The organism is Sphingomonas sp. S-NIH.Pt15_0812 (genome assembly GCF_003951315.1).
Lineage (GTDB): Bacteria > Pseudomonadota > Alphaproteobacteria > Sphingomonadales > Sphingomonadaceae > Sphingomonas.
Map to the genome: position 1 here is coordinate 1 of NZ_QLJH01000041.1, position 24834 is coordinate 24834.

The following is a 24834-nucleotide window of genomic DNA, read 5'->3' on the forward strand; positions in this document are numbered from 1 at the left end:
CAGAGCGATCCCATGAAGCAACATGGCGCCGTGTCGGATCGCTCCTCAATGCCTTCTCACCAGACGAGTGCCGCAACTATCTGCGCAACTCCGGATATGCGTCAGCCTGATGTCATCATGGTCTAGGTAGCTAACCGTTTGCTGCCGTTCGTTCACGGTCGCACATTGCCCGCAATGCCTCGACCAACATCGAAACTAGACACTGTCCTACATGAGGACGTGCGTCACCAACTGCGCAGCGGACTGCCGGACAGCACTATCTCCGCGCCGGTATGGCCCACTGCGTCCAGCAGCCGGCGGACGCCGCGCGCGACTAGATCCTGATCCGGCGTTGGGCCGATGCGGACTGAGTGTATCGGCAGTGTCGGAACCTCGCGATCGGACTCCCATCCCACCGGCTCCAGTCGTCGCGAGGACATGTATGGGACGATGCGGCCGGCGTTCTCGCGGAAGGCGGGCGCCGGATGGCCGGGGAACCACGAAGCGTCGAGCGAGTACGCCACGTAGACGAAGCGGATCTCGCGCTCCGAGGCGAATGCGGGATCCTTGCACGTGACGATGTAGCGCCGCAGGTCGGTGTGGAGCTTGCCGGCGCACAGCACGCGCTCCTCTTCCGGCGTCATCGGCTCTTTCCTGCGCGGCGGGGGCGGCAGCGGATCGTCGAGGTCAACGCGGTAGGCGGCCCGGTACGCCTCAATCAGCTGATCGAACGACCACGCCTGCTCCTCCAAATCGTAGCGGACCTCGCCGAACACACCCTGTGAATAGCCGAACATCAGCTGCCACTGGCGGAATTCGATGGCGACCGGGGCGCCGCGGCCGTAGCCGCGCCATTGGCCGAGATCGTCCTGCTCGCCGGAGAAACAGCAGACGTAGACTGGCGGCCTGGGCTCGCTCACGAGCAGCCTGGCGGCCTCGGCGAGCATCGCTCGTACCCGGTCGTCCGCTTCGTCGTCCTGTGCCGCCCGCAGCCGGGCGGCCGCGACCGCGACGCCGTGACCAATTTCGGCGCGGTCGTTGAGGAAGGTGGCGTCGCTGAGCCACAGCTCATTGGCCGTCGCGATCGGAATCAACGCCGCGACCGATGTGTAGTGGTAGATCGCGGCCGGCACGCCAGCGCCGTGGAAGCGGTCGTAGATCGCGCGAGACGCCGTGCCAGTCGCGCCGAACCAGCGCGGCAGACCGGAAGGCTTCTCTTCCCTAGGTGATCCAATCCAACCTAGCATCATTTCACTATTCCGCTTTCACATTCCGAACGTCGAGCACGGTCGCGTTAGTTCGAGCGCCAGCGAGCATGCCCGCGCCAGCGGCCTGTGACCAGCGCCGATGGCCGTCCCGCCGCGCCACGAATGACGTCAGAACGCGGCGGCAACTGTCGACTAGGTTGACAGGACACATGAGTAGGCACCAACCATCGCGGGGTATGGCTCCGCGCACCTCACCTTACGAAGGCGTCCACCTGAAGTGGCGTGTCGAGCGCACAGTTCTGCCATTTGCGATCCGGGTGGTCGAACCCCGGAGGGTCAATCCGCCGGAACACACTGGGATCCTCAACGCGGTCGTTGCGAATTTGGTCCGGCCGGCGGCACTGCCGGTTGACCGCTTCGACGACGCCGTCGCTCCACCGGCGAAGCGTCGCTACGACCTCGTTACCTTCCCGGAGGCGTTCGCACCCGCCGCCGCCATCCTCAACGTCGCGCGGGCGCTGGCGAACGAGGGTCCGTCGGGTTGCCTCCACATCGGACTAAGGCCGGACGAAGACGCCAGCACCCACCTGTTCGGCGGCGTAGCGGCGAAGTCGCTGGCCCATGAACTCGGGAAGCTCCTAGATCCAGGCATTGACGACCTCACCGGCTTCACCGCATGGCTCGATCGGCAGGATCCCAACCACACATTCAACCTCGGATGCGTGCTGGCGGTAGACGCTGAGTCCAAGTTGAGGGCCTGCCTCCACCCCAAGCTAGTGCGGTCAAAGTACGAGGTTGACCGGATGCCCGAAAACCACATGGCCGAGGCTAACCTGTTGACCCTGATCACGCTCGTGCCCACGGACCCCCGCTTCGGCACGGTGACGCTCCAGCCGCTGATCTGCTCGGATGCGCTGGACGTCGGGACCGACCGGCAGCAGCCCGCGCCGATCCCTGCGGCAAACCTCCACGCCAGCTGCCTGTGCGACCCGCCCAATCATGTCGACGTAGTCTCGGTCGCGACCTGCACACCACAGCCCGGCGGGAAGTCAAGCGACGGAAGCCGCTACCGGGTCTGGCACTCGCAGTTCCTGGAATCGTTCACCGCCGCGGCCCAGAACCAAGACCGATCGCGCCACCACTTTGCCTCGTTCGTCCTGGCTAACTACACCGAACTGCCAGACAGGTCAGGCGGCGGCCTCTCGGGTACCTTCCTCCCCATTCCGCCACGCTTTTCTGACACCGATCCGGCCGTGTCCGTCTCGTGTTGGGGACGTCGCAAGGAGAATCCTAAGCCGAACAACGGCTGGTCGGATCCGGACGACCGAGCCCTGACCGATTGGAGCAGCCGCGGCTTCGTCGCAGGACTCGATCCGTTCGAAGGCGACAATGCAGCCGCCGCACGTGTGCTGGCGTTCGACGTTCACCGTCTGCCGCGAGAGAGCTCGCCGTGGCGCTCCGACGCTAGTATCGTCGCTTGGGAGATCGCCGACTGCTTGGTCGATGACGCGGGGGACCATCGACTGACCCGCCGAGAACCCCATGCCTGACGCTCCTCACGCCATCCGTCTCGAAGCATTCCGCACGCGCCCACTGCACTGGATTGTCGTGCATCACCTGCTCTCGGCCGACCTGATGCGCGAGCTCGCATCGGCGATTGTCGAGGCCGCGAGCGCGGGCAAGCTTGGCCTCCACGACCTTTTCGAGGACATCGAACCGGCCGGTCCCCCGACGACGGCGAGTTGGTTCATCGCGGCCCGAGCGACCGAGGCGCCGTTCACCGACTTCTTGTCCCGGTTCGTCACGACGATCGTTTGGCGCGGTGACGACCCGCCGAGCCCGCCGCCCGACGAGATCGACGAGCGGGAGGCGGAATGGGTTCGGGACCTGATCAGCGCATTCGAGCTGTCTTCGGCGGGCATGGATGCGACGCCCAACCATCTGGACGGGCAAGGCTCGGATCCAATCAACGACGCAAAGATGGCGCTCGTCGCCGCTCGGCGCTCGACCGACGGCGGCGAGGCCGAGATTGGTGGGCCGCCTGCGCTTCTGAGGGCTCTCTTTGTCAAGCACGTCGGAGACCTCGACGCCGACGTGGACGACTGGAAGGGCGCGCTTGCGCACTACTCGACGGCCGAGAGGCTCCTGACCGATGAGACCGGGTGGGAGGACGCGGTTCGGACGACACGCGACATACTCGTCCAGTCAATCGCCATGGCAACGTGGCACGTCAGCGGGCCGGACGCGGCCGCTCCGCTACTTGAGGCGCTTGTCGAGCGCTCGGGGCTCGAGACGGCCCCGCTAGCGACGCTAAACGCCCGGTTCGATCTCATGAACGCGACAATGGCGCGGGGCTCGTTCTCGACGGTCTGGCCGGACCGTCGCGCCGCCGATTACCTCGCGCCGCTCGTCATTCACTCCCATAACCTCGACAACGCAATGACGTACGCATCAGTCGGGCAGTTCCGGCAAGCGCACCGCTGGTTCTGGGCCACCTTGCGCAGGCAGACCGCGCTAGGCGGTACTGTCGTGTCGTGGGCGACCAAGGCTCACTATGGTCGCTCGATTGTCGACGAGCTCGAGACGCTGCTGGGACGCCAGAGTCTGCCCGGCCAGTTCGCGCTCGCCGTCCGGATGCTGGTTGAGAGCGGGCGAACCGAACTGGTCGAGAAAACCGACTGGAGCGAACTCCTAGTCGAGACCTATGTCGACGACGCCGTACTCGACGAACTCTTCGCGATCGTCGGGCGCAGTCCCGGCACTGCCTTAAAGCGCGCGCTGGCGGCCACGGCGCTACGCCGCGAGTGGCTGCTGGCCCTTCCGACCGACCGCAAGGGGCTCGCACACCGCATGCTCGCGGACCTCGCGGAGGAAGCTCGCACCGGCGCTCACACCGGGATGGCCAGCACGAACACCGGCGGCCTCGCGCTGAGGGCGCTGAAGGCGGTCGGCAGGGAGCGTCCCGAGTTCCGGACGCTTGCTGGGCCGGAGGTGGTTGCGATGCTAGACGGCATCCTCGCCAATCGTAGTGCGATCACCATCTCGGAGGCTGTCGAGGCGGCGGAGCAGTTCATCGATGGCCTCGACCCGCAGTCCGCCAAAGCGCTTTGCAAGATCGTCATCGACCTGGTCGGCCGGCTCCCGCAGGAAGCGGCGTGGCCGGTCACGCGCGCAGCGACTAGGCTCCTCGGATCTGCCGGAGCAACTAGGCTCGCGCGGGACGATGTCGCCTTCCGCCGAGAGCGGTCAGTCGCACTGGTGAAGCTCGCGCTGAACTCCGCGCAAGAGAATACCGGCCTCCTATATCTACTGCGTGATGTCGATCCTTCGGTTGTGGAAGGTCAGATCGACGGCCAGGGATTGGCGGCGATCGTCGACGGTATCCGCAGAAGGGCCGTCGAACCCTCCTCGAGCGCTGCGACAGGGGCGATACACGCTCTGCTCGTCGCGCCCAGAGTCGCCGGATCGGACGGGATCGCGGACGCGCTGCGCGGTATGGATCTTATACTGCGTTCGGCGGCCGGCAAACTGTCGTCCCCGTCGTTGCGTGATGGCTATGAGGTTCTGCTGCTCCTAGCCCGTCATGGCGACGCCATAGCAGAGGACCTAGGCAGCCCGCCCTGGTTTGCCGAACAGACGCGGGCGTTAATCGAGCCGCTCCGGGACATGTGGCTCGCCGCCGCGTCAAGGCCGCTGATCTTTGCCGGCTTCGCAATCCCCCCACTCAGCGTTCCCAACCGTGTGACGGTCCACAACTGGACGTTCGCCACGCTGGCCTTCGCCAAGTGGCTCGGCGTTTTGGCAGAACTCGCGCCTGCGCTTGACGCCGCCGCCTCCAACCTTGCCCTTGCCGAAGGCATGTCAGTCGCTCGGGCGATGCAGGGCCCTGCGGCGGCCGCGATCGATGCCGCTGCGGTTACGAAGGAGCGCGCCGACACCTTCTACGCGGCGCTAGGCGAGCGGCTCGCCGGGATCGGCCCCCGCACCGACGACGATGCGGCAACTGACGTCGGAGTGCTACTCGATCGGTCCATGGAGCTTGGGCCGCGCGGCGAGGACGCCGCGCTCCTGCTAGCGGCTTGGCGGTTGGGCGTCCGACGCGACCCGGATGGCCAAGCTGTGGCGGCCTACACGGCCAAGCTTAGGAACGACCCGAAACTGCGGCTGAGCGTCTCGCCACTGCTAAGCCGCGTGCTCGCCGAAGCAGAGTGAGGGCGGAGGACGCGCGGTTCCTCCAGATGCCGAAGCGGGTTGTCGCGCTGCGTTCCCGCTGCCCAGACCCACTAAGCGACTTTCAAGCGTCGCTGCACGCTCCCTAACATCACACGTCCGCTCATGTCCGGTCGACCTCTCAACGAATAGCTGGGGAATGACGGCATCTGGGACGAAGACGTGGTTCGCGCCCGGGTCTGACAATGTCGGCTTCCACCGGGAGTCGATGTTCGCTCGTTCGGCAACTCAGGGTCGTTAAACCAGCAGGGCTGGCCGTTAGCGGACCAGCGGTCGCGGGCGCCTACGGCCGACGGGCTGCCCATCGTATTCGCTGATGGCAAAGCGGATTATCTAGGCTTCTCCGCCGCCCTTTCATTTACTGAGTTGGCTTGTTAACACGATCACAAATTCATTGTGGGAAGCCACCGAACGAATTGGACGAGCAGCTAGGTGGCCGAGAAAGACACTGACCTTGAACTGAAATTCGACGGGGCACCTGTGCAGAGATTGCACGGCGCTCCCGCCGAGGCAGTGATCGCGTCACTGAACGCGCTTCAGCGCATGATCTATATCATCGGTATGCGCGCCGAGGGTCGCGCCCTAAGCGAGAGGCTGAAGCCTACCATTAAGGTAAAGCGCGAGTACGCGGTTGTGTGCCGCGCGCCTCGCGAGGGCAGCCATATTCAGCCTTTTGCTGTCGCCTCACAGACGGGGGAGATGAGCGGTTCGTCCTTCGCCGCTCGTGAAAAGCTGCTGGCGACCTTGCGGGCCCTCGATAGCGGCGAGGAGGCGCGGCTTGAGGCTGTGGTTCCAAACGCTCGGGAGCGTTGGTTTTTAGCTAAGGCGGCGACCGGCTTGCTTCCGCCGGAAGGTAGCGGCTTGGAAGTGATGATCCGCGCCGGTTCGCGCGGCCCCTTTGCTTTCAAGGCTGATCGCGCGCGAATTCTGCTGAACGCGTATGACACTCCCCGACCACCGGCAATCGATGAGGAGACGGTCGCGGGGAAGCTCCGAGCCATCGACTATCAACAGACGATTATGACTATCAAGCCCGGCTCAGACCCCGCGCTCCGCATGGACTATCCGCTGCCGCTGGAAAGCTGGCTTCAAACCAACGTCCGCAAGCGGCTCAAGATCAGCGGACGTCCAAAGATTAATTCTCGCGGCGACATAAGTTCGTTCGACGAAATCTATCACGTCGTGGAACTTGAGCCGCACATACAACCTATTGATTGCTTCACCTCAGATGGTAAGCGCTTTGGGACTAATCGCCCGATCAGTCTGCCTTTAACTGTCCATTGGGCGGATCGACTATTCAGTTTTGCAGATTATCGCCTGGGTATCGATGTCGTCGTGGATAACGTATCCGAGATTCGCGATAGTGTACTTTCGGAACTCGACCTGGTTTGGCGCCAATACGCGCAAGCCGAAGATAACGAACTGGATGAGGAGGCGCTTGAGGTAAAGCGACACCTACTCTCGCGCTTTGGGCCTCTCGACTGATGGCAAGAGATCGAAAGGACATTGACGCTTCTTTGCAACGCAAAGGCTTCAAGCGTGATGACGGCGATCATCACTATTACATCTACCACAATCTTGCTGGTCGAAAAACGATCAAGAAGACCAAGATGAGTATGGGGACTTCGCACAAGACAATCGGGGATCCCCTGCTCGGGCAGATGGCAAGACAAATCGGCGTGAGCAAGCCAAGCTTTCTAGAGCTAGTAGACTGCACGCTTGATCAGGCGGGCTACGAAGCCTTGGCCTTTCCGCCGAAGGGAAATTGATCCCACAGTCCAGGGGCCGAAACAAGGGACGACCCGCCGGAGCCAAAAGAGGGCTCAACGATTTCCGGTGCTTAGAAACGGATATGGCAGTTTCCGTGTCGGCAATATTCCTCGTCGCGTTTGATGCGAGTGATTCAAACCGCGACGGTGCGGCACTTTAGGACGCGTAGGAACCCGCGATTTCCTTAACGATCTGCGCCACCGCTTTCAAAGCACAACGCGCCGGAGCAGCCGGTTCGAAATTGCAGAACGTCTGGACGATCGCCTTGTCTCGGGCGCGTTGCCAACTTCCAGGTTCGGCCAGACCGATAGACAGCTATTATTGTGAGCGGACGTTCATAGGAGTGAACGCGAACGGCCGGATCCGGTCAGGAGCTGCCGCTCTTCCCTTCTTTCCCGGCGACCAAGTGCAAACGTCGGCAGCCCCAATTTCGTAAGCGTAGTTGCTGCCGCTCGCTCATCTCACGTTGGCGCGGCTTCCCGGTGTCACAACCGCTCGGTTGTGACACCTCGATCCGGCTCCTTCCACCAAATTGCTTTCTAGCTCACGCCCAACAGAGTGGGCACTGCCAATCGCTCGCAACTCTGACGACGAGGTTTGTGCGAGCCTGTCTGATTTTCCTTTCGCGTTGCGTTCTCGGCAGTTAGCACTGGAAGAAAGGGAGAGCATCAACGTGACGGCAAATGAAGCGACTTGGCTACACATCTCGGATTTTCATTTCAGGGACGGCGATCCATATGATCGCGATGTAGTACTGAATGCTTTCCTTAACTCTTTGCCTGCCCTGGTGGAGCGCAGCGGCTCCCCTGACTTTGTAATCGCCAGCGGCGACATCGCAAACTCGGGCCAGGTATCTGAATACGAGGCCGCAACTAATTCTTTGACCGTCTGCTATCGACTCTCAAGCTAGAGAAGAGCCGGTTAGTGGTTACGCCGGGAAACCACGACATTGATCGGAAAGCTGGTCGTGGAATAATAAGAACTCTCAGTCCAGACGATGCGGATACCTATTTTGAGCCCTCAGAAGACCTGATTCACGTAACTACTCGTCTAAAGGCGTTTTCAAATTGGTACGACCAATACTTTGCTGACTTCAGAGTTTTTCCAAAAAATACGACATGTGCATCGCCAATCATTTTAGATCTGCCATCAGGAACGGTCGAGGTCATAGCGATAAACACCGCGCTATTCTGTCTGGATGATAATGATCACGGGAAATTGTGGGTGGGACGGCGAAGCCTGAGCCACGCCATGGAGAACGCGTTTACAGACGAACGTCGATTCAAGATTGCAGTGATGCATCATCCTTTAAATTGGCTCGCATCGAGTGAAGCTGCAAACATCAAATCGGTTCTCCGCGCCGGCGTAGATTGTATCCTTTCCGGGCATCTTCACGAAACGGACGTGGAACAGGTCGCCGGCGTTTATGGCGGCGCCATCCACCTTAGTGCGGGAGCGATGTATCAGACTCGTAACTGGCCGAACACATCTATGATGGTTAAGTGGTCCGGGACTAAAGTCATCGTGACCCCGTTTCGATACGAAGACAGCCCGCACGAGCTATGGACCATAGATCCGAGTATCTTCGCACGAAATCCTGACTTCAAGGGCCACTATGTGGTTGATCGCTTTGCGTCGACGTTACCAGAAGAAGCTATTGGCAATGGAGCCGCGACCGATGTTGTAACCATGGCCGATGTCTCGCAATCAATCATGCGAACTTCTTCCACCGCATTATCTTCGAAAAGTGCGATGGCTGACTTTAACCAAGACCTGTTCCTCGCTCCATCAGGGAAGCCGCTCTTTGCTGAGCCGCGCTTGATGAGATCGCCGCCAGAGCAAGATGAGCACGATGAGCACGATGACGCAGCCGAAGAGGTCTCAATTGCAAGCATAATCGCATCCAAGTCCTCATACTTAATCGAGAGTCGTTCCGAGTATGGCGGATCAACGCTTTGCCGGCTTATTGCTGCACGTCTCGCTGAAGTGGGTGTGAACGTATACCGAAAGGACGCCCGCGATTTACAAGCTTATCGGAAAAAACTTGAATCTGACTTTAATGGTATTGATAGCAGTCAAGACAATACTCTGGTTTTAGATAATTTCGATGTTGACCGGCACGAGCGCCTCTTGAGGGAGATCAAGGGAACGGGCTGGTTCTGTAGGTTCGTTGTGGTTGCTCAGAACCGCTCACTGTCTCCTGTAAAAGGGACAGATCTGACGAGCATAGGGATATCCTTCGATCAGCTTTACCTGTGGACGCAATCGCGGCCGGGCATCCGTGCGATGGCGCAAGAACTCTTTCAGTCTCAGGACGATCTATTTATTTCTGGCGTTGTGGACAAGGTCTATAGTGACCTTCTGGGATTGTGCATCCCTTTAACGCCCTCAAACATCGTTATGTATCTGCGGATTCTTCATAGAGAAGGAGAGTTCCATCCCCTTAATCGAGTTGATATTGTCGGTCGATATGTCAGCGAGATGCTACGGCGTCCGAGTGATGCATACAACGAGTCATTTACCGGCAAGAACAAAGTTGATTTACTCTCGTCTTTTACGTACCAAATGTACCTAGATAAAGTAGGATCCTTCGATCGACGCTATTGGACGGAATTTGCTAGCAGGTATCAGAGAGAAACCCTTACCGATTTCGACGCCAAAGTGCTTCTTAATGAAGCGTTAGAAGCGCGAATATTTGTAGAGATTGGGTCAACGATATTCCACAAGTATAGCTTCTTCTACTCTTATTTTCTTGGAAGGTATATCTCCAGTAGGTCGGAAGCGTTAGGCAGCTTTCTAGACGAAGAAGAGTATCTTCGCGTTTCTGGCGTTGTTGACGTAATTTCCGGTATAAGCGCTGACAATACGAATCTTGTTCAAGTTCTTACGAGCAAGCTGCAAGAAAGACTTGCCGAGTTTGATGAGAAGTATTTTCCTAGAAGCTTTGATCCGTTGGCGGGGGCCCTGTGGCCTACAAACGAGGCGGAAGAAGAAAAGCTATGGAAACCCATCGCAGCTCAAATAGAAGCCGGCCCAAAGTCAACTGCCGAGATCGATGCCGTAAAAACATCCTTAATCGCTGAAAAGCGAACGGCTAGTCAGGAAGTCAACCTGGCAAAATACGCGCAACTCGAGTCAGCGTTGTTCGAATGTACACATATCTTGATAGACGCGCTGCGTAACGCTGATGACGTTCAAGGTGAGCTAAAACTCACGGCACTCATGGCGATCTTGCAAGCTCGGCATGTTATATTCCAGATTGGTTCACTATGCGCTCCTGCGCTCGCTTCCGAACGATACTTCCGCTGGGGAGGAGTGGCTTATCTAAATTTTAACAAACTAGACGTTGTGCCTGACTCACCTCAAGCTATGCTGGCGATAGTCGACGCTCTCAGCTATTCTGTGGCAAAACAGACAGCAGAGCTTTTAGGGACAAGGAAGCTGGGGGGAGTGTTTCGTGCCCAAGCGCAAAAGACCAATGAAATTGGGTACGTAGATGTAATGTTGTTCCACTTGATAGTAACATCACGCGGCCTTGGATGGGAGGACAGCGCACGGGAATTAATTAAGAAAGCTCCGCGAGAGTCATTCTTCCTTTGCATGATGTCGGATGTTCTGTCTGAAATTGGAAAGCACGAGATACTGCAGTCTCGTGATCGTAGCCACTTGAAACAACTCATCTCCATCATAAGTGCCAAGCGTGCCTATAAAAAGGAGGTTCCCGGCTCAAAGGCAGTGAGTCGACGGCTGCGATTCCTAGAAAAGCGGGGTTTCCTTCAAGACGTTCTGAACGGAGCCACTAAGTAGCGGCCTTGGCGATCTGATTTGGCAGTTTGATCGCCCTGTGGCTAAGCAGCGTCAAAACCGGTCGGTTTTGACGCCAGCGGTGCGAGACAGGAATGCGTCGATCTCAGCTTTTCGGCGACGAAAAACCGGCAAGCCTGAAAGCGGTCGTACGCTTAAGCGCGCATTTGAGGCCGGCTGCGCATGGCGAACGGAAACGCCGTTTGGCTGAGTTCCGCTCCTCACCATGAGGCTGATGCCAGCGCCGCATTTTCAATCTAAGCTCGAGGCGGGCTCTTCGAGAGCCAATCGTATGGGGGCAATGATGATTGGGGAACTTTTGGTTGCGCTCGCGATTCAAACTGCAAGCCAAGGGGAAGCTGCGTCCGAACGCGTATCATTATGGCAGACTCTGCAAGAGGGCATGACGGCGGAAGAAGCGGCGATCGCTTTGCGTGGCGTGGAGGGCGTGAAGACCGTCACAGTGAAGCCATCGCGCACGGGGCCAACGCTGTCGATCAGCTACACCGCCGGGGGGATTGAGATCGCAGGATTGCCTTACCGTATCTTACCTGACTTCAAGGCGAGCCGCCTGACCGGCGTGCGTCTTCAAAGCGAAGCGTGCCTCGGGCTCGCAACCCAAAAGTACAAGACGTTGCGCGATCTGCTGGCGCAGAAATATGGTGATGGTCGAACGCAGCGCGAGGTGACGGAGGATCGTCAGCTCATTGCAATCAGGGATACGTTTAGCACTACGCCGACGCGCGTGCTTCTGCGCCTCGAGCCCGGAAGCATCCCGCAGCACATCTATGGCGCGACCGGCTTTGCCGGTGCTCTGGCAGCGATTGGCAACAGCTCGGCTGATGCTGACGTCGAGGCGTGCCCAAACGATCGGGGGCAGAAGGCAAACATCGAGGTGACATATCTTAACAACGCCAACTCGGCCGCAATCGACGCCGCGGCGGCAGCGGAAGAGGCAGCCAAGCGCGAGCGAGACAAGAACAAGCTGTAGGGGGGCAGGCCTGACACAGCATGAACGTTGTTTTCGGTACCGTGCAAGCGCCGGTACGGCAGAGCTGCCGAACGCAGCTAGCTGATAGCTAATGACGTTATGGTGTCAAAACCGGACAGTTGTGATCCTGCCCGTTGACCCGCGGGTTCGTGCCGGTTTCAAAGTGTCAAAAGGGCGCATCACAAGTCTGCTCACGGTTCGAGAGGACGACCCGTCCACACCCCATGCCCTGCCGCCTGAACGAACGTCCGTTTTGTCGTGATCGACGCCCGAAAGCGGAAAGGCCGGTTCCCACCAGTTTCACCCGAATGCAGACCGTCCGCTCTCGGCGCCAGACCATCCTCAGCAACGCACCCTCCGCGCCACCATAACGAGACAAAGCTGGGCAACTTTGTCGTTCTATTCGACGCAGCACCGGGCTACCCCGGCACGATGAAATTTCATGGTCCGATCTTGGACAACCTGAACAACGCGATTGCCAGCGCCCGACGCTTGCGCGGCCATCCCGTTTACAAAGACACTGTCGCCTACTGGAACGAACTGATCCAGGAAGCGAGGCGAATACAGCGTGAACCAGCCTATGAACAGGCTGACTTGCTCGAGGCCGCCATCGTCAGCCTGGAACTGGAACTGGCAGAGCGGGGCCACTGAGAGGGTATGGCGCGGCTGCGAGAAAACGGCGCGGAGGTTGTTCCGAGATACGGTAGGCGGGTGAGAACGGGATGGGCTTGCTCACCCACCCCGCCGCCCGATGTCAGACCTTGGTGAGATGCTGCGAAATGTACTTGTTCATCTCGAACATGGTGCACTTGTCGCGACCGAACACCTTCTGGAGATCGGCATCGGCTAGGATTTCGCGCTTGTTCTCAGGGTTCTGGAGGTTCTTGGACTTGATGTAGCCCCAGACCTTGCTGATGACCTCACTGCGCGGCAGGGCATCGTTGCCCACGATCACACCGAGCTCCTTGGAGGGCTGTACGGCTGCATGGATACCCGTACCTGCCTTGGTCTGCGTCGCTGCCGCTTCCTCAGCACCGGCTTTCTTCTTCGTCGCCACCGTCTCTTCCCTTGATAATCGACGCTTGTGATGCCGCTTGCCGGGAGAGACGGCAACCGCCGATATCGTCAGCGATGCTTCACCCATTTCCGCCAGTTCCACGCTCGTGAAGGAGCCACGTCGTCAAAGCGCCAGAAAAGACAGCATAACAGTGTTGGCATCTCGAGGTTTAGACACCCTGAAACGCCCCCTCCCTACCCTCGCCTGCGGCCAATCATCGAAGCAATTGGAAGGTCACCCGGAGCAGCGCGAAGCGCGTCCCGCATCGCCTGCGGGCCGCAACCATAATAGACGTTAAGATGATGATAGCCGCCACTCAGCTCGGTCCAGACGACATCGACGCTCGGCATGTCAGTCGGCGCGTTACCACAGTTCGGGGTGCCGGGCTGGTACAGCATTTCATTTTCAGTCGGTCGATACGGCGACAGTCTGCCGGCAAACGCGCGGTAGGCTGCAGGCGTGGCCTGGAACGTCCTGATACCGATGACTGCGGTATGCTGCCTGCCCTCGAACGTACCTTTGCCGTCAGGCGTGACCGTCACGGCATAGACTGGACAGGTGCCATAACACGGGGCCGTTTCGTAGCGGATCGTCTCGCTCTCAATCGCAGTAAGCTGACCGGCTTGTGAGGTAGCGACTGTTGCACAGCCGGCCAGCCCTAAAGCTGCCGCTATCATCACGGCCAATTTCACCGTCACTGCCCTATCCATATCACCGCCCTCCCTGCATTCTTCCGTCACATATGCATGCCGTCCCGGATTTAGCGCTGGCATCCTGAACGCCATCATACGATTAGAGCGGGGATCACACCGCCAACTGGACGGCGTGTTGCCGCCATGCGATCGTTGGACAATGGATCAAACCAACCGCCCCAACGAGCAGGCTGACGTTCGACGTGGCAGTCTGTCGCCGATCGTGCTGACATTTTGGATCATGGCGCTGATAAACCTGGTCCTGGCGTACGTTGCTTTTGGTGGGCATTCGCCTTCGGTAGGCGGCGACGCTGCCGGCAATGCCATGAGTACTGCTTTTGAGAAGCTGTTCATGATCGCGGCATTGATGCTGATCGGTCTGCTCACGGCCCTCTTTCTGCTGATCCGCAAACAGGGGTTTCGCATCGCCCTAATCATTGTCTTGATCGTGAACAGTTTCCTGCTTCTCACGATCCTATCGCTGCAATTCTGACGTCAGCTTCGGGTGATCAAAGGCTTTGGTAGCGCGGACTACGAAAATGTAACGCCTCTGTCATAAAGCCTGCTCCAGCGACCATACCTCGCTAAAATCCAGCTCATGCCATCACTATTGTTGAATGAGCGCTTTGCCTATATTCTTGTGGAAAGTGGTTATCCAACCACCCAAGCATTGACAGGTGAAATGGTATAACTATCTATTTTGCAAACCCTCTACAGAGCCAAATGCACTAACGCCCGCTGTGAAACATCAGGATCACCATGACCACTGAAACCAACACCATCGAGCTTGCCACGGAACTCACCATCGCGTGGCTGAGCAATCCCAACACCCGCACCTCTGCGAATGATGTGCCGGCGTTCCTGCAGTCCATGCATGCTGCCGTCGAAAAGCTTGGTGGATCGTCCGCCGAGACGCCTGCTGAAGAGACTGCGGTGGAGTACACGCCGGCGGTGACCGCTCGTAAGTCACTGGCGAGCAGGGACCACATCATCAGCATGATCGATGGCAAGCCGTACAAGACGCTGCGCCGTCACCTGACTACCAACGGGCTGACGCCCGAGGAATACCGTGCCCGCTACAACTTGAAGGCGGACTATCCGATGGTGGCAGAGGCCTACAGCGAAGCACGCCGCACCATGGCCAAGTCGATCGGCTTGGGTCGCAAGCCCGGGCAGAAGGCAGAGCGAGCCGCAGGGTCTCCCCCCACCAAGGCCAAGCGTGGGGGCAAAGCGGCGCTCAATGCCGCCAAGGAAGCGCTCGGCACTGCCGAATGACACGGCGCGGGGTAGCCAGGTGGCTACCCCATAGCTGGTGATCAAACCGATAATCTATCGGCCACGGTTGGCCGCTACATCTGCTCTCGCCGATGTGGCCCGTGTGGGTACGCCACCTCCGTTAGGATGACCACGAACAAATGATGGGGCGGCAAAGCCCACCCGGTACGATAATGGTTCAGCCGTCCATCGTTCAGCTTTGCCTAGCTACGAAGCTCGGCAGTTTAGCACTGCTGGAGATACAATGATGACAGTCAGGACGATCGGCATGCTGTCAGCCTTGGCTGGAATGAGCATGCTTGGCGCCTGCGCTTCGACGGGCACAGCTGAACCCGGGCGGGCGACCTGTCGCCCAGCCAGTGCCGCAGCACTCGTCGGCAAGATCGCTCCTGATGATGCTACCATTATGCACGGCACGGGGAGTACGATCGTCAGGCGTATCGCTCCAGGTGATGCAACGACGAAGGATTTTCGAGAGGAACGTGTCACAGTCACCATCGCCAATGGCCGAGTGATCGCCGCATCCTGTGGCTGATCACTCTTGCTGGACAAAGGCGGCCATTGTTGGCTGCGCCGTGCCGTTCCTCGTCAGCTGCGCTTCAACCCGCCCCGTTGAGGGTCCGGTGCGTCTGGGCCAAACGGCTGCCGTCAACGGGCCCCGGGTACGGGCAGATCGTGTCATCGAGGATAGTCGCTGCCCCAGTGACGTACAGTGTGTTCAGGCAGGCCGTCTGATCGTGCAGGTAACAGTGTTCGGGGGCGGGTGGTCCAGACGATTGGACCTTCAGCTTGGCGTGCCTGTCCACGTCGCGGACGGTAGCCTGGCGTTGATCGAGGCTAACCCGCTTCCGCAGACGGCTCGTCAGCGAGGCTCAAGGCAACCATACCGCTTCACGTTCAATTTCCAGGGCGGGCGATGAGCCTGTTCGGTGCGGAAGATATGATTGTCGAACTTCCGGCCTTCATGCTGCCGAACCCAAATCGCGACCGATGGTTGAAGCCGTCCACTGAGGAGAAACCGCATGGCTACGATCCCGACTGATCCGTCCAACCCCGACGACCAGCCCGAGAGCTTTCCAGGTTCGGACAATCCCGCACCCCCGGTGATCGAGCCGGGCGATCCTGGTGACACGCCGAGCGACAGCCCCACGCCGACCCAGGCCTGATGACAAGAGCCTGCCGCAACGCTGCGGCAGGCTCCCTCTTACCTGGTACTGTCGCCGATGCAGATGGTCAGGCCGCGTGGACCGCTTTCTCGATGTCGGCCACCGAGTGACCAGTCAGGTCCTTTGAGACTTCCGCAACCAGCTTGGCACTGAGCGTCTTGTGATAGTGCTTGCGCAGCTCACCCAGAGTGCGTGGTGCTGCAATGACCACCAGCTCATCAACCGACCCGCTCATCACCTTTTGATTGAGGATCTCGGCTGCGCCAGCGGCAAAAGCATCTTCATCCTGCTGGCTGTCGGACGGATTGGCCGAACTGCTCGCATGCCGTCCGCCGGAGCCCTTATTCTCGGTCGACACATCGCCCGACGGCGTCTCGGTCAGCTTCAACGATCCCGCATCGCCAGCATTCTTGAACAGCTTCAGCTGCTCGCCATCGACAACCGCAACGAGGGCACCTTTTTTCAGATCTACCATGATATATCCCATGAGGCTGAGCCGGTTGGCCCTAACTGAAGGTCAACGTCCAAGCTCACGGAGCGGTTCACCAATCAGGCGATGCTCTTTGGGGGCCAACTGCTATGTCAGATGCGCGTGTACATCACCCTTGCATCGTCCAGCATGCTGGCAGGCGTCGGCGTGATCCAGTCCGCACCGCGCTGAGGATAGGGCCCAGAGAAGAGGTCGCCCAGTGCCCGCCGGCAATGTGCGTTCAGCCAGCGACGACGGCGATGCTCGGGTGCATCGTGGATCATGTGGCAACGCTGGCACAAGGCGGCCAGCTTATCGAAGGCGCTGTCACTAGGATCGTGGTGGAGGTGCGCGCAGGCCAGCACCACCTTGGTCCATCTGCCCAAGCCGAGGATGTCCTCCGTGGGACGTTTTACCCGCCGGCCTCTCGAACACCGCCAATAGAGCCGGTCTGCATCCCACCAACGCCCGTCCCCGAGATGGAAGATGCGCTTTCCATGTGGACGTCGACAATGCTCGCAAACGCCCCCTGCCCGCTTGAAGCGGATGAAGTGCGAGATATGCTGCCAGTCGATCGGGTAGAGAAAGACGTGCTCGGGTCGGATCGGCATCAGACCATCACTCATGCCGCAGTTGATGATTCCCTGTCGAGGCCGCTGGCTAAATTATCCGTGCTGCTTGACCAGAATTCTCGACGGCTGTTCTTGACAGCACGATCCTCGATCAAACCTACCGCCATTATCGACGGTGACGTTGCCTCCAGGTCACCGCTTCCACGGCCGGCTGATGGCAGGAGCAGGCTTCCCGCAGCCAGTCGAGCTCGGCTTGCTGTTCTGTGGCGACAAGTTCGATCCACCACGTTCGCTTGTCGCCGTTCCAACGGTAGCCCCTGGCCTTCAAACCATCCTTGGCCTCGTACGGAGCATTCGTCGCCTCGATCCGCACGCTTGCCTGTTCGGCCTGGCGCAGAAGCTTGCACAAGGCCGTCTCACCATCCGGCATGACGCTGCCAAGCAGATTGATCGTTGCCCAGACGTCGGCTGCAGCCCGGTGCCCCTGATGGAACATGCCTTGCTGGATGAGGAGGTGACCAAGCTTGCGCCCGTCAAAGCCGAGGTCGGGCCAGGGCACTTCGTTGCATGAGCATGCCCAGGCGTGACCAGCGACAGCGGGCAGACGTCGCTCAACACGAGGAGCATCGAAGGAAGCGTTGTGCGCGATCGCAAGCGTCGTGCTGGTAATCAGGCTTGCTGCAGCATCGGCATCGATGCGCTTGCCCGCGACATCGGCATCGGTGATGCCGGTCAACCGCGTGATCTCAGCCGGGATCGGCGTCCCTGGGTCCTCGAACCATTGCCGGGGTTGTCCGACCCGGACGATCACCCCGCGTGCATCGAAGGCGATGCGCTGAATAGCCAGGTCGATGATCGGGTCATCGATACCCAGCCCCATCGTCTCGACATCGATGACGACGGCTGTGCGTACCGGACCTTGCGCCTCGGCAACCGGATAGCAGTCCGGCGGTGGCAGGGCGCGCAGTACCCGGTAGCCAGGTGCGCATCGAGCATCGTAGCGGCACGCTCGTACGGGGTTTGCCCGTAACTCACGGACATCGATCGACAGTCTGCAGGATCAAGCGACACCCCTGCCCCCGGCACAGGACAAGAGTGTCGCTAAAGGTCCAATCAGCCGTTCAGCGCGTCCTTGACGGCCTTGGCGGGCGCAAAGGTCAGCTTGCGGGATGCAGCGATCTGCATGGCCTCGCCAGTCGCAGGGTTACGCCCTTCCCGCGCCGGGCTGTCCTTGACCTTGAACTTGCCAAAGCCGGCCAGCGAGATCTCCTCGCCCTTGGCAGCTGCGGTGACAATCGCGGCCATCAGCGCATCGACCGCCTTGCGAGCGTCGGCCTTGCTCATCGCGTGATCAGTCACCAGTGTCTCGGCAAGCTCGGCATTGTTCATGGAAGGTGTCCTCAAAAGGGGAGATCTCCTTACGCAGCAGGGTGGCTGCCGATCAATCGCCAACCCAGCCAATCACCCCACACCAATATCTGGAACGAAGATAAATTCGCCAGACGTCCCTACTTGGCTTGACCGCCCCGCCGCCATGCAGGCACCACCGTTGCCGCACTCGCCGCAGCTCGTTGGAAGCCTTACCGCCCATGCAGATCATCGTCCGCGAAAACAATATCGACCAGGCGCTGCGTGCGCTCAAGAAGAAGCTGCAGCGTGAAGGCGTCTACCGCGAGATGCGCTTGCGCCGGCACTATGAGAAGCCGTCCGAGAAGCGCGCTCGCGAGCGCGCGGCAGCAATCAGCCGTGCTCGCAAAGCCGATCGGAAGCGCGCTGACCGGGATCGTTGATCCCCAAAGCGATCGCTTGGCCAGCAGCCAACAAGCCGCTTTGCTTTAAACAGCAAATCGCCGGTCACATCACCATCAATCCAGGCAATGCACCCGAATGGATGCTTTGGTCGAACGCTCGTGTTTGCTGGCGAGTCGGTTCAACACATTGAGCAGCCGTCGTGGCTTTACAATATGGATTAAATTGTCCCAAAATGGGACGTATATTAGTTAAACCTTACTTTTTAAATCTGGCTCAAACCGCTCTCTGAAATGTTCATGCCTGCTACGCTCAACCACACTCCGACAGGAGTGCTGCGAACAAGCGGCAGGGAAACATAAAAGAGTTCGAGAAGAGGCGTCAGATTGTCCGTTACATTCTACGAGCCGGCACCATTTCCATCAAACGAGATTGCTCGAACTCACCGTGTGTACGAATCTCGCTTGCTAGAAGCAATCAACAATCCCATCCTTCATGCTATTGCGCTTAATGCAAAGAACCTGTTTCGGGCAGATTGGGCTGGCATCGCTCTGATATTCGATGAAGTGCAAGAGGTGATTGCCTCATCCGGAGGGCGTCTTGGCCGCTATGATCGTGCACGGTCGTTGGCGGCACATGCCATCCTTTCGCCTTTAGAGGTTCTCTGTTTAGCTGACGCGAAAGAGGATGGTCGATTTGGAGCAAACCCGTTTGTCAGGGTCGACCTGATCCGGTATTTCGTCGCTGCCCCGATCATCGACGCACAAGGCTATGCGCTTGGCGCGCTTTGCGCCTCGAGCAGGTTCCCAAGGCAAGTCACTGACCCAGACGATTTAGAAAAGCTACAGGCCTTGGCAGCGCAAGTAGCTCCTACATCGTCAATTTGATTGACCGCTTTGCAACTTACCGCCCTGGCTCCTGCCTCGCATCGGCATCCCAAGCCGCGATAAGCTTGTCGAGCACAGCAATATCGTTCTCCAGTACGGCAACCAGCTCAGCAATGCCCTGCCGTATGTCGGATTGTCGATTGTCTGGCCACTCTGCCAAGGCGTTCCGGAACGTACGAAGCTCGATCTCTTTTGCTGCACGCATTCTCAAATAGGCGTCACGCGCCTCCTGCTGGGGTTCTTCATCCATGTAACATCCTGACGCACTCACCCCCACTGATGCAGCGGAGGTGGCTCGCATTGCACCTCATCGCAAACCGCAGCAACCAGCCTTCCGCCAAATAATCATATAAATCAGTGAAGAAGGCGGCCCTATCTCGCCGCGTGACTGTGGATCGCCTATCGGCATCGACCATCGGGATTGGGAGGGGCTGGCATCGCAGCTACCAGCCTAATGGGTTACGCGCCGTTTACGATCGACGTGCAAACAGCTGTTTCATGTATCACGGCTCCGTTCTCGCTGACCCTGCGCATCCTCCGCGTACGCAACTCCAAGCCGAACTGCTGGACGGGCCTGCAGCGAGGCTGTGCTTGCCGCAAACCGAGCTCACTGCAGTCGCTGAGCTTGTCGGGCGCGTGCTGGGGAGCGACATGAGCGCCTTCTCCATGCTCGACCGTGACTGGCAGTGGCTGACGGCGAGATGCGGCGTCGATGTCAAGAAAATGCCCCGAGAGCACAGCTTCTGTGGACGGGTTGTCGATACCAATGAAGTGGTAATCATCCCGGACACGCAAGCCGACCCGGCGTACCGGGACCATCCACTGGTCACCGGTGTTCCCAACATCGCTGCCTATATCGGCATGCCGGTGGTCGTACACGGCGAAGATGGCAGGGACGTACTGGCCGGCTCACTATGTGCGGTCTTCACCAAGCCCCGAGCATTCAGCGAAGCAGATGTCCTCGAGCTTCAAAAACTCGCGGCAATTGCTGCTGCTCTGGTTGGTAGCCGGCTGACAGCGATGGAGCTGGCGAACCTGGCGCTCGAGCGACAAGACGGCCTGCGCCGTCTCGGGCAGCTGCATCGTCAGCTCGGACAGGCAGAACGCATCGCCGGTATCGGCTCGTGGCGTCTCGATCTGGCGGATAACCACATCCACTGGTCAGAACAGGTTTACGCCATCTACGACCTGCCTACGGCTCACACTCCGTCGCTTGAGGAAGCGATGAACTTCTACCCCGACCGCTCGCGCGCCATCCTGAGCGACGCAATCGCCCTGGCTGTCGACCAAGGCCGAGCGTTCGACGAGGAAGCTGATTTCATTTCTGCCACCGGCAGGCCCAAGCGCGTGCGCTGCATGGGAGAGTTGCAGCTGCAAGGCGGCAAACCTGTGGCGCTGATCGGTGTGTTCCAGGACATTACTGCACGTTATGAAATGGAGCAGGCTCTGCGACGGTCGGCAACCACCGATGAGCTGACCGGCTTGACCAATCGCGCTGGCTTCAACCGCGCGCTCAGCGAAGCGATCATGACCGCACGTCGTGATACGCAGTCCTTTGCTCTCCTCCTTATCGATCTCGACGGCTTCAAAGCGGTCAACGACAGTCTCGGCCATTTGAGGGGAGACCAGATGCTCCAGACAGTCGCGATGGTTCTGCAATTACCCTATCTGGCAGGCCAGATCTGTGCTCGGCTGGGCGGTGATGAGTTTGCAATCATCACCCAAGGCCTGGATGAAACCGCATTAGCCTCGTTGGCGCACGCTCTAGGTAACGATCTACGTCACGACATTGATACAGCGGATGGCGCCTCGCTCGCCGTGTCTGGCACTATTGGCATCAGCTGGTTCGAACCCGGCTTGACCGAGCGCGATCTACTCCGCCGCGCAGATGCAGCGCTTTACCATGGCAAGCGCACGGAACGGGGAACCGTAACCACCTTCTGCCACAGCATCGACCATAGCGTGTGCCGCGGTGAGTAGCGCGGCAACACAGTGAAGATGGTTGTATATCAATGACTAATTAGCTGTTCGACCTTAGCATGCGGTCTATGACCGATCGTCGCGATATCGCAGCGGAGCTGGAGACTGCCCGGCTGACGAGCCTGCTGAATATGAAAATCCTGGATACGCAGCCTCAGCAGGAGTTCGACGAGATCACCCGGCTCGCCGCACTCGCCTGCGATGCAGCAAGCGCAGCCGTCACGCTGATCGATGCGAACCGCGGCTGGTTCAAGTCGCGGGTGCGTGTACCCGTCCCGGAGGTACCACGCGAGCATGCCTTGTGCAGTCTGGAGATCGATAAGCCGACGCTCCTTGTGATCCCGGACACCCATCTTGATAGCCGCTGCATCGGTAATCCGCTGACTCAAGGCGATGGTGCAATCCGCTTCTATGCCGGCGCACCCCTCATCACCTCGACCGGTCATTGTCTCGGCCGTTTGTGCGTGATGGGGCATGAGCCCAGGCTCGGCCTGACGGACGGGCAACGAACTGCCCTCACCGAGCTCGCCCGCATCGTCACCGACCGGATTGAGGCCCGGCAGAACCGGCAACTCGGCCTGATTGCCAGCCAGGTCGTGGATGTGACCTCGGACGCCATTCTGTGTGCGGACAGTATCGGACGTATCACTTTCTGGAACGCCGCTGCCGAGACTATGTTCGGGCGGTCGGCTGCTAACGCCATTGGCTCAGAACTCAGCATCATCGTGCCGCCGCGCTTTCGAGCAGCACACCGTGCTGGCTTCGCAGCGGCTGCGCAAGGCGGGCACATGAAGCTTGCTGGCCAGATGGTCGCATTAACGGCGACCAAGGCGGATGGCTCTGAATTCCCAATTGAGCTCTCGCTGAGCCGCTGGCAGACTGAGACTGGCTCCCTGGCCTTTGCTGCGATCATCCGCGACGTGTCAGCGCGTAAGCTGCTCGAGCATGAGCGTGAACAAGCGCGAGCTTTCCTCAACACCGTGATCGAACATCTGCCAGCCATGCTGTTCGTCAAGGACGTCGACACGCAGCGCTACCTGCTGATGAACAAGGCCGGTGCGGAGATCGCCGAGCTACCACAAGCCGACTTCATCGGCCGTACCGACAGCGAGCTCTTCCCCGGTCGTGGCGAGGGCTATGAAGCTCGTGATCGTGCGGCCTGTGAGACGCCTGGTGTCCATATCTTCGAAAGCGAGCATGTTCGCGCCGATGGTCAGCAAGTGCACCTTCGTACCAAGCGGTTGAGGGTCGACTCACTACATGGCCAGCCGCGCTATCTCTTGGGCTTGACCGAGGACGTCACGGAGATGAGACAGGCTCAGGCAGAGGTCACTCGATTGGCCACGTACGACTCGCTGACTGGCTTGCGGAACCGGGCAAGCTACATCGAGCGCCTCGGCATGCTGGTGGAGACACGTTCGCCCTTTGCACTCCTCAGCATCGATCTCGATCGCTTCAAGGCGATCAACGATCAGTTCGGCCACGTAGTCGGGGACGATGTCCTGGCGCGGGTTGCGCTGCGCTTGAGCGGCTCGGCGAGTTCCGGTGATCTGCTCGCCCGCGTTGGCGGTGACGAGTTCGTGATGGTTCTGGTTGGTGACGATGCGCACCTGCGTTGCCGTCGTCTTGCTCAGGCAATCGTGGCCGCACTGGAGGCGCCGATCGAGACCGATCGAGCTCGAGCCCATGTCGGTGCCAGTGTCGGTGTCGCCCTGTTTCCGAAAGACGGCGAAACCGCCGAGGCCGTGCGGCAGGCATCCGACCTCGCCTTGTACCGCGCCAAGGACCAGGGTCGGGGTACCGCCTGCTTTTACAGCGAGGAGATGGATGCAGCGATGCGCGATCACCAGATGCTTGAGATCGCCTTGCGCGAGGCGATCGAGACTGATGCCATCACCCTGGCTTTTCAGCCGGTTCGATCGCTTGGAAGTGGACAGATTACCAGCTTTGAGGCGCTTGCCCGCTGGACGCATGATGTTCGCGGCAGCATCCCTCCATCCGAGTTCATAGGCCTTGCCGAGGAATGCGGCCTGATCGAGAAATTGGGTGCCGGACTGCTGCGCAAGGCATGCATTGAGGCGACACGGTGGCCAGATCATATCCGTGTTGCAGTCAATCTGTCGCCGCTCCAGTTCCAGAACGATCGACTGTGTGAAACGGTACGTCAGGTTCTCGAGGACACTGGTCTGGCGCCCGAGCGCCTGCAGCTGGAAGTGACCGAAGGCCTACTCATCCGAGATGTCGATCGTACCTTCAAGCAATTGCAGCAGCTCCGCTCGCTCGGCATCCAGATCCTTATGGACGACTTTGGCGTGGGGTATTCGTCGCTCAGCTATTTCGAACGGTTTCCATTCGACAAGGTCAAGATCGATCGTACCTTCGTTGATATCGCGCCCACCTCAACTGCGTCACAGGCGATCATCAAGGCGGTCGCCCAGCTTGGTACGGCCCTTGGCATGGGCGTGGTTGCCGAGGGCGTAGAGACTAAGGAACAGCTCCAGCTGCTGACGGCTTTCGGTTGTAGCCATGTTCAGGGGTATCTGACGGGCAAACCCATGACACCGTCCGATGCCTATAACGCCTTGGTTACGGACCCACCAACTGCAGATTGTCAGGACTTTGCCATTTGAATAGCACCGACTAGCATTCATTGAAAAGTGGTGAGAGGTTTTGGGGGGATGGTAGAGCATGATTGAAGGCCCGCCTGGCCTAAACGATCCTCGACAATCGTGCGCAACGACGGGACAGCCTGCCACCGGAAATGTTCGGCGAGTACGCGTGGGATGCTCTGCTGCACCTCTTCATCGCGAATGCCGCCAGTCAGCGGCTGAACGGGCATATGCTGGCCAAGCGTACCTCTTGCCTGAGCTGCCCCCCCCTGAGTGGTCCATCGACTATGACAGTCTGGACCAAGGAAGGGACGACGAATGCCTGCCAAGAAGCACAAGCCCGAGGAAATCATCGGGAAGCTGCGCGAGGTTGAGATCATGCTGGGTCAGGGCGGC

General features: G+C 59.4%; 24 protein-coding genes and 1 pseudogene. 17 read left to right on the plus strand and 8 right to left on the minus strand.

Annotated elements, in window-relative coordinates; all coding sequences use genetic code 11:
• Positions 1-110, plus strand: a pseudogene (locus BRX43_RS20615) (IS630 family transposase); the annotation flags it as partial.
• Between the two features lie 114 nt (positions 111-224).
• Here BRX43_RS20615 and BRX43_RS17810 read toward each other — a convergent pair.
• Positions 225-1112 (minus strand): DUF2971 domain-containing protein, encoded by an 888-nt coding sequence (locus tag BRX43_RS17810; protein WP_125996432.1) that lies wholly within the window; start codon positions 1110-1112, stop codon positions 225-227.
• Between the two features lie 311 nt (positions 1113-1423).
• On the opposite strand from BRX43_RS17810, the gene BRX43_RS17815 reads away from it, so the two are divergent.
• From BRX43_RS17815 to BRX43_RS17850, 8 genes are all read left to right on the plus strand, one after another.
• On the plus strand, positions 1424-2737 hold the full coding sequence (locus BRX43_RS17815) for a hypothetical protein (RefSeq protein ID WP_125996433.1): 1314 nt from the start codon (positions 1424-1426) through the stop codon (positions 2735-2737).
• 85 nt (positions 2738-2822) lie between these two features.
• Positions 2823-5399 carry a hypothetical protein gene (locus tag BRX43_RS17820; protein ID WP_206433267.1) on the plus strand — a complete coding sequence of 859 codons (2577 nt, stop codon included), beginning with the start codon at positions 2823-2825 and terminating at the stop codon, positions 5397-5399.
• A gap of 450 nt (positions 5400-5849) precedes the next feature.
• A complete protein-coding gene (locus tag BRX43_RS17825) occupies positions 5850-6902 on the plus strand; it encodes a hypothetical protein (RefSeq protein WP_125996435.1) in 1053 nt (350 codons plus the stop codon).
• Entirely contained in the window at positions 6902-7186 is a 285-nt protein-coding gene (locus tag BRX43_RS17830) for a hypothetical protein (RefSeq protein ID WP_125996436.1), read from the plus strand. The genes BRX43_RS17825 and BRX43_RS17830 overlap by 1 nt, the downstream gene beginning before the upstream one ends.
• Before the next feature lie 674 nt (positions 7187-7860).
• Positions 7861-8097: a metallophosphoesterase gene (locus tag BRX43_RS17835; protein WP_125996437.1), complete on the plus strand. Its 237-nt coding sequence runs from the start codon at positions 7861-7863 to the stop codon at positions 8095-8097.
• A 14-nt stretch (positions 8098-8111) separates the two neighbouring features.
• The gene (locus BRX43_RS17840; RefSeq protein WP_164523664.1) at positions 8112-10994 is read left to right on the plus strand and encodes a hypothetical protein; all 2883 of its coding nucleotides are present in this window, start codon (positions 8112-8114) and stop codon (positions 10992-10994) included.
• A 301-nt stretch (positions 10995-11295) separates the two neighbouring features.
• Positions 11296-11982, plus strand: a complete 687-nt coding sequence (locus BRX43_RS17845; protein ID WP_125996439.1) for a hypothetical protein — start codon at positions 11296-11298, stop codon at positions 11980-11982.
• A 432-nt stretch (positions 11983-12414) separates the two neighbouring features.
• A complete protein-coding gene (locus BRX43_RS17850; RefSeq protein ID WP_125996440.1) occupies positions 12415-12633 on the plus strand; it encodes a hypothetical protein in 219 nt (72 codons plus the stop codon).
• A gap of 103 nt (positions 12634-12736) precedes the next feature.
• Here BRX43_RS17850 and BRX43_RS21240 read toward each other — a convergent pair whose 3' ends face one another.
• Positions 12737-12973 (minus strand): SWIB/MDM2 domain-containing protein, encoded by a 237-nt coding sequence (locus BRX43_RS21240; RefSeq protein WP_346962871.1) that lies wholly within the window; start codon positions 12971-12973, stop codon positions 12737-12739.
• Positions 12974-13233: 260 nt separating this feature from the next.
• Positions 13234-13749: a DUF6438 domain-containing protein gene (locus BRX43_RS17860; RefSeq protein ID WP_241215051.1), complete on the minus strand. Its 516-nt coding sequence runs from the start codon at positions 13747-13749 to the stop codon at positions 13234-13236.
• Between the two features lie 142 nt (positions 13750-13891).
• Here BRX43_RS17860 and BRX43_RS17865 point away from each other — a divergent pair, with 142 nt between their 5' ends.
• The 4 genes from BRX43_RS17865 to BRX43_RS20425 all read left to right on the plus strand — a co-directional run bounded on the left by BRX43_RS17865 (position 13892) and on the right by BRX43_RS20425 (position 16172).
• Positions 13892-14224 carry a hypothetical protein gene (locus BRX43_RS17865; RefSeq protein WP_125996441.1) on the plus strand — a complete coding sequence of 111 codons (333 nt, stop codon included), beginning with the start codon at positions 13892-13894 and terminating at the stop codon, positions 14222-14224.
• 266 nt (positions 14225-14490) lie between these two features.
• A complete protein-coding gene (locus BRX43_RS17870) occupies positions 14491-15006 on the plus strand; it encodes a MucR family transcriptional regulator (protein ID WP_125996442.1) in 516 nt (171 codons plus the stop codon).
• 916 nt (positions 15007-15922) lie between these two features.
• The gene (locus BRX43_RS21205; RefSeq protein ID WP_277600172.1) at positions 15923-16048 is read left to right on the plus strand and encodes a hypothetical protein; all 126 of its coding nucleotides are present in this window, start codon (positions 15923-15925) and stop codon (positions 16046-16048) included.
• On the plus strand, positions 16029-16172 hold the full coding sequence (locus BRX43_RS20425) for a hypothetical protein (protein WP_164523665.1): 144 nt from the start codon (positions 16029-16031) through the stop codon (positions 16170-16172). Before BRX43_RS21205 ends, BRX43_RS20425 begins: the two co-directional genes overlap by 20 nt.
• 67 nt (positions 16173-16239) lie before the next feature.
• On the opposite strand, the gene BRX43_RS17885 is transcribed toward BRX43_RS20425, so the two are convergent.
• The 4 genes from BRX43_RS17885 to BRX43_RS17900 form a co-directional block, all read right to left on the minus strand.
• Positions 16240-16647 carry a host attachment protein gene (locus tag BRX43_RS17885; RefSeq protein WP_241215052.1) on the minus strand — a complete coding sequence of 136 codons (408 nt, stop codon included), beginning with the start codon at positions 16645-16647 and terminating at the stop codon, positions 16240-16242.
• 107 nt (positions 16648-16754) lie between these two features.
• Positions 16755-17267 carry a hypothetical protein gene (locus BRX43_RS17890; RefSeq protein ID WP_241215053.1) on the minus strand — a complete coding sequence of 171 codons (513 nt, stop codon included), beginning with the start codon at positions 17265-17267 and terminating at the stop codon, positions 16755-16757.
• Between the two features lie 112 nt (positions 17268-17379).
• The gene (locus BRX43_RS17895; protein WP_125996445.1) at positions 17380-18264 is read right to left on the minus strand and encodes a 3'-5' exonuclease; all 885 of its coding nucleotides are present in this window, start codon (positions 18262-18264) and stop codon (positions 17380-17382) included.
• A 62-nt stretch (positions 18265-18326) separates the two neighbouring features.
• On the minus strand, positions 18327-18602 hold the full coding sequence (locus BRX43_RS17900) for an HU family DNA-binding protein (RefSeq protein WP_125996446.1): 276 nt from the start codon (positions 18600-18602) through the stop codon (positions 18327-18329).
• A 200-nt stretch (positions 18603-18802) separates the two neighbouring features.
• On the opposite strand from BRX43_RS17900, the gene rpsU reads away from it, so the two are divergent.
• Positions 18803-19003, plus strand: coding sequence for a 30S ribosomal protein S21 (gene rpsU, locus BRX43_RS17905; RefSeq protein ID WP_125996447.1), 201 nt, complete (start codon positions 18803-18805; stop codon positions 19001-19003).
• A gap of 423 nt (positions 19004-19426) precedes the next feature.
• Positions 19427-19849 carry a GAF domain-containing protein gene (locus tag BRX43_RS17910; RefSeq protein ID WP_164523666.1) on the plus strand — a complete coding sequence of 141 codons (423 nt, stop codon included), beginning with the start codon at positions 19427-19429 and terminating at the stop codon, positions 19847-19849.
• 16 nt (positions 19850-19865) lie between these two features.
• Here BRX43_RS17910 and BRX43_RS17915 read toward each other — a convergent pair whose 3' ends face one another.
• Positions 19866-20099 carry a hypothetical protein gene (locus tag BRX43_RS17915; protein WP_125996449.1) on the minus strand — a complete coding sequence of 78 codons (234 nt, stop codon included), beginning with the start codon at positions 20097-20099 and terminating at the stop codon, positions 19866-19868.
• A 248-nt stretch (positions 20100-20347) separates the two neighbouring features.
• Here BRX43_RS17915 and BRX43_RS17920 point away from each other — a divergent pair, with 248 nt between their 5' ends.
• Both BRX43_RS17920 and BRX43_RS17925 read left to right on the plus strand, forming a co-directional pair.
• Positions 20348-21829: a diguanylate cyclase gene (locus BRX43_RS17920; RefSeq protein ID WP_125996450.1), complete on the plus strand. Its 1482-nt coding sequence runs from the start codon at positions 20348-20350 to the stop codon at positions 21827-21829.
• A gap of 68 nt (positions 21830-21897) precedes the next feature.
• Complete coding sequence (locus BRX43_RS17925; protein WP_164523668.1) at positions 21898-24459, plus strand: EAL domain-containing protein; 2562 nt, start codon at positions 21898-21900, stop codon at positions 24457-24459.
• The last annotated feature ends 375 nt before the right edge of the window (positions 24460-24834 follow it).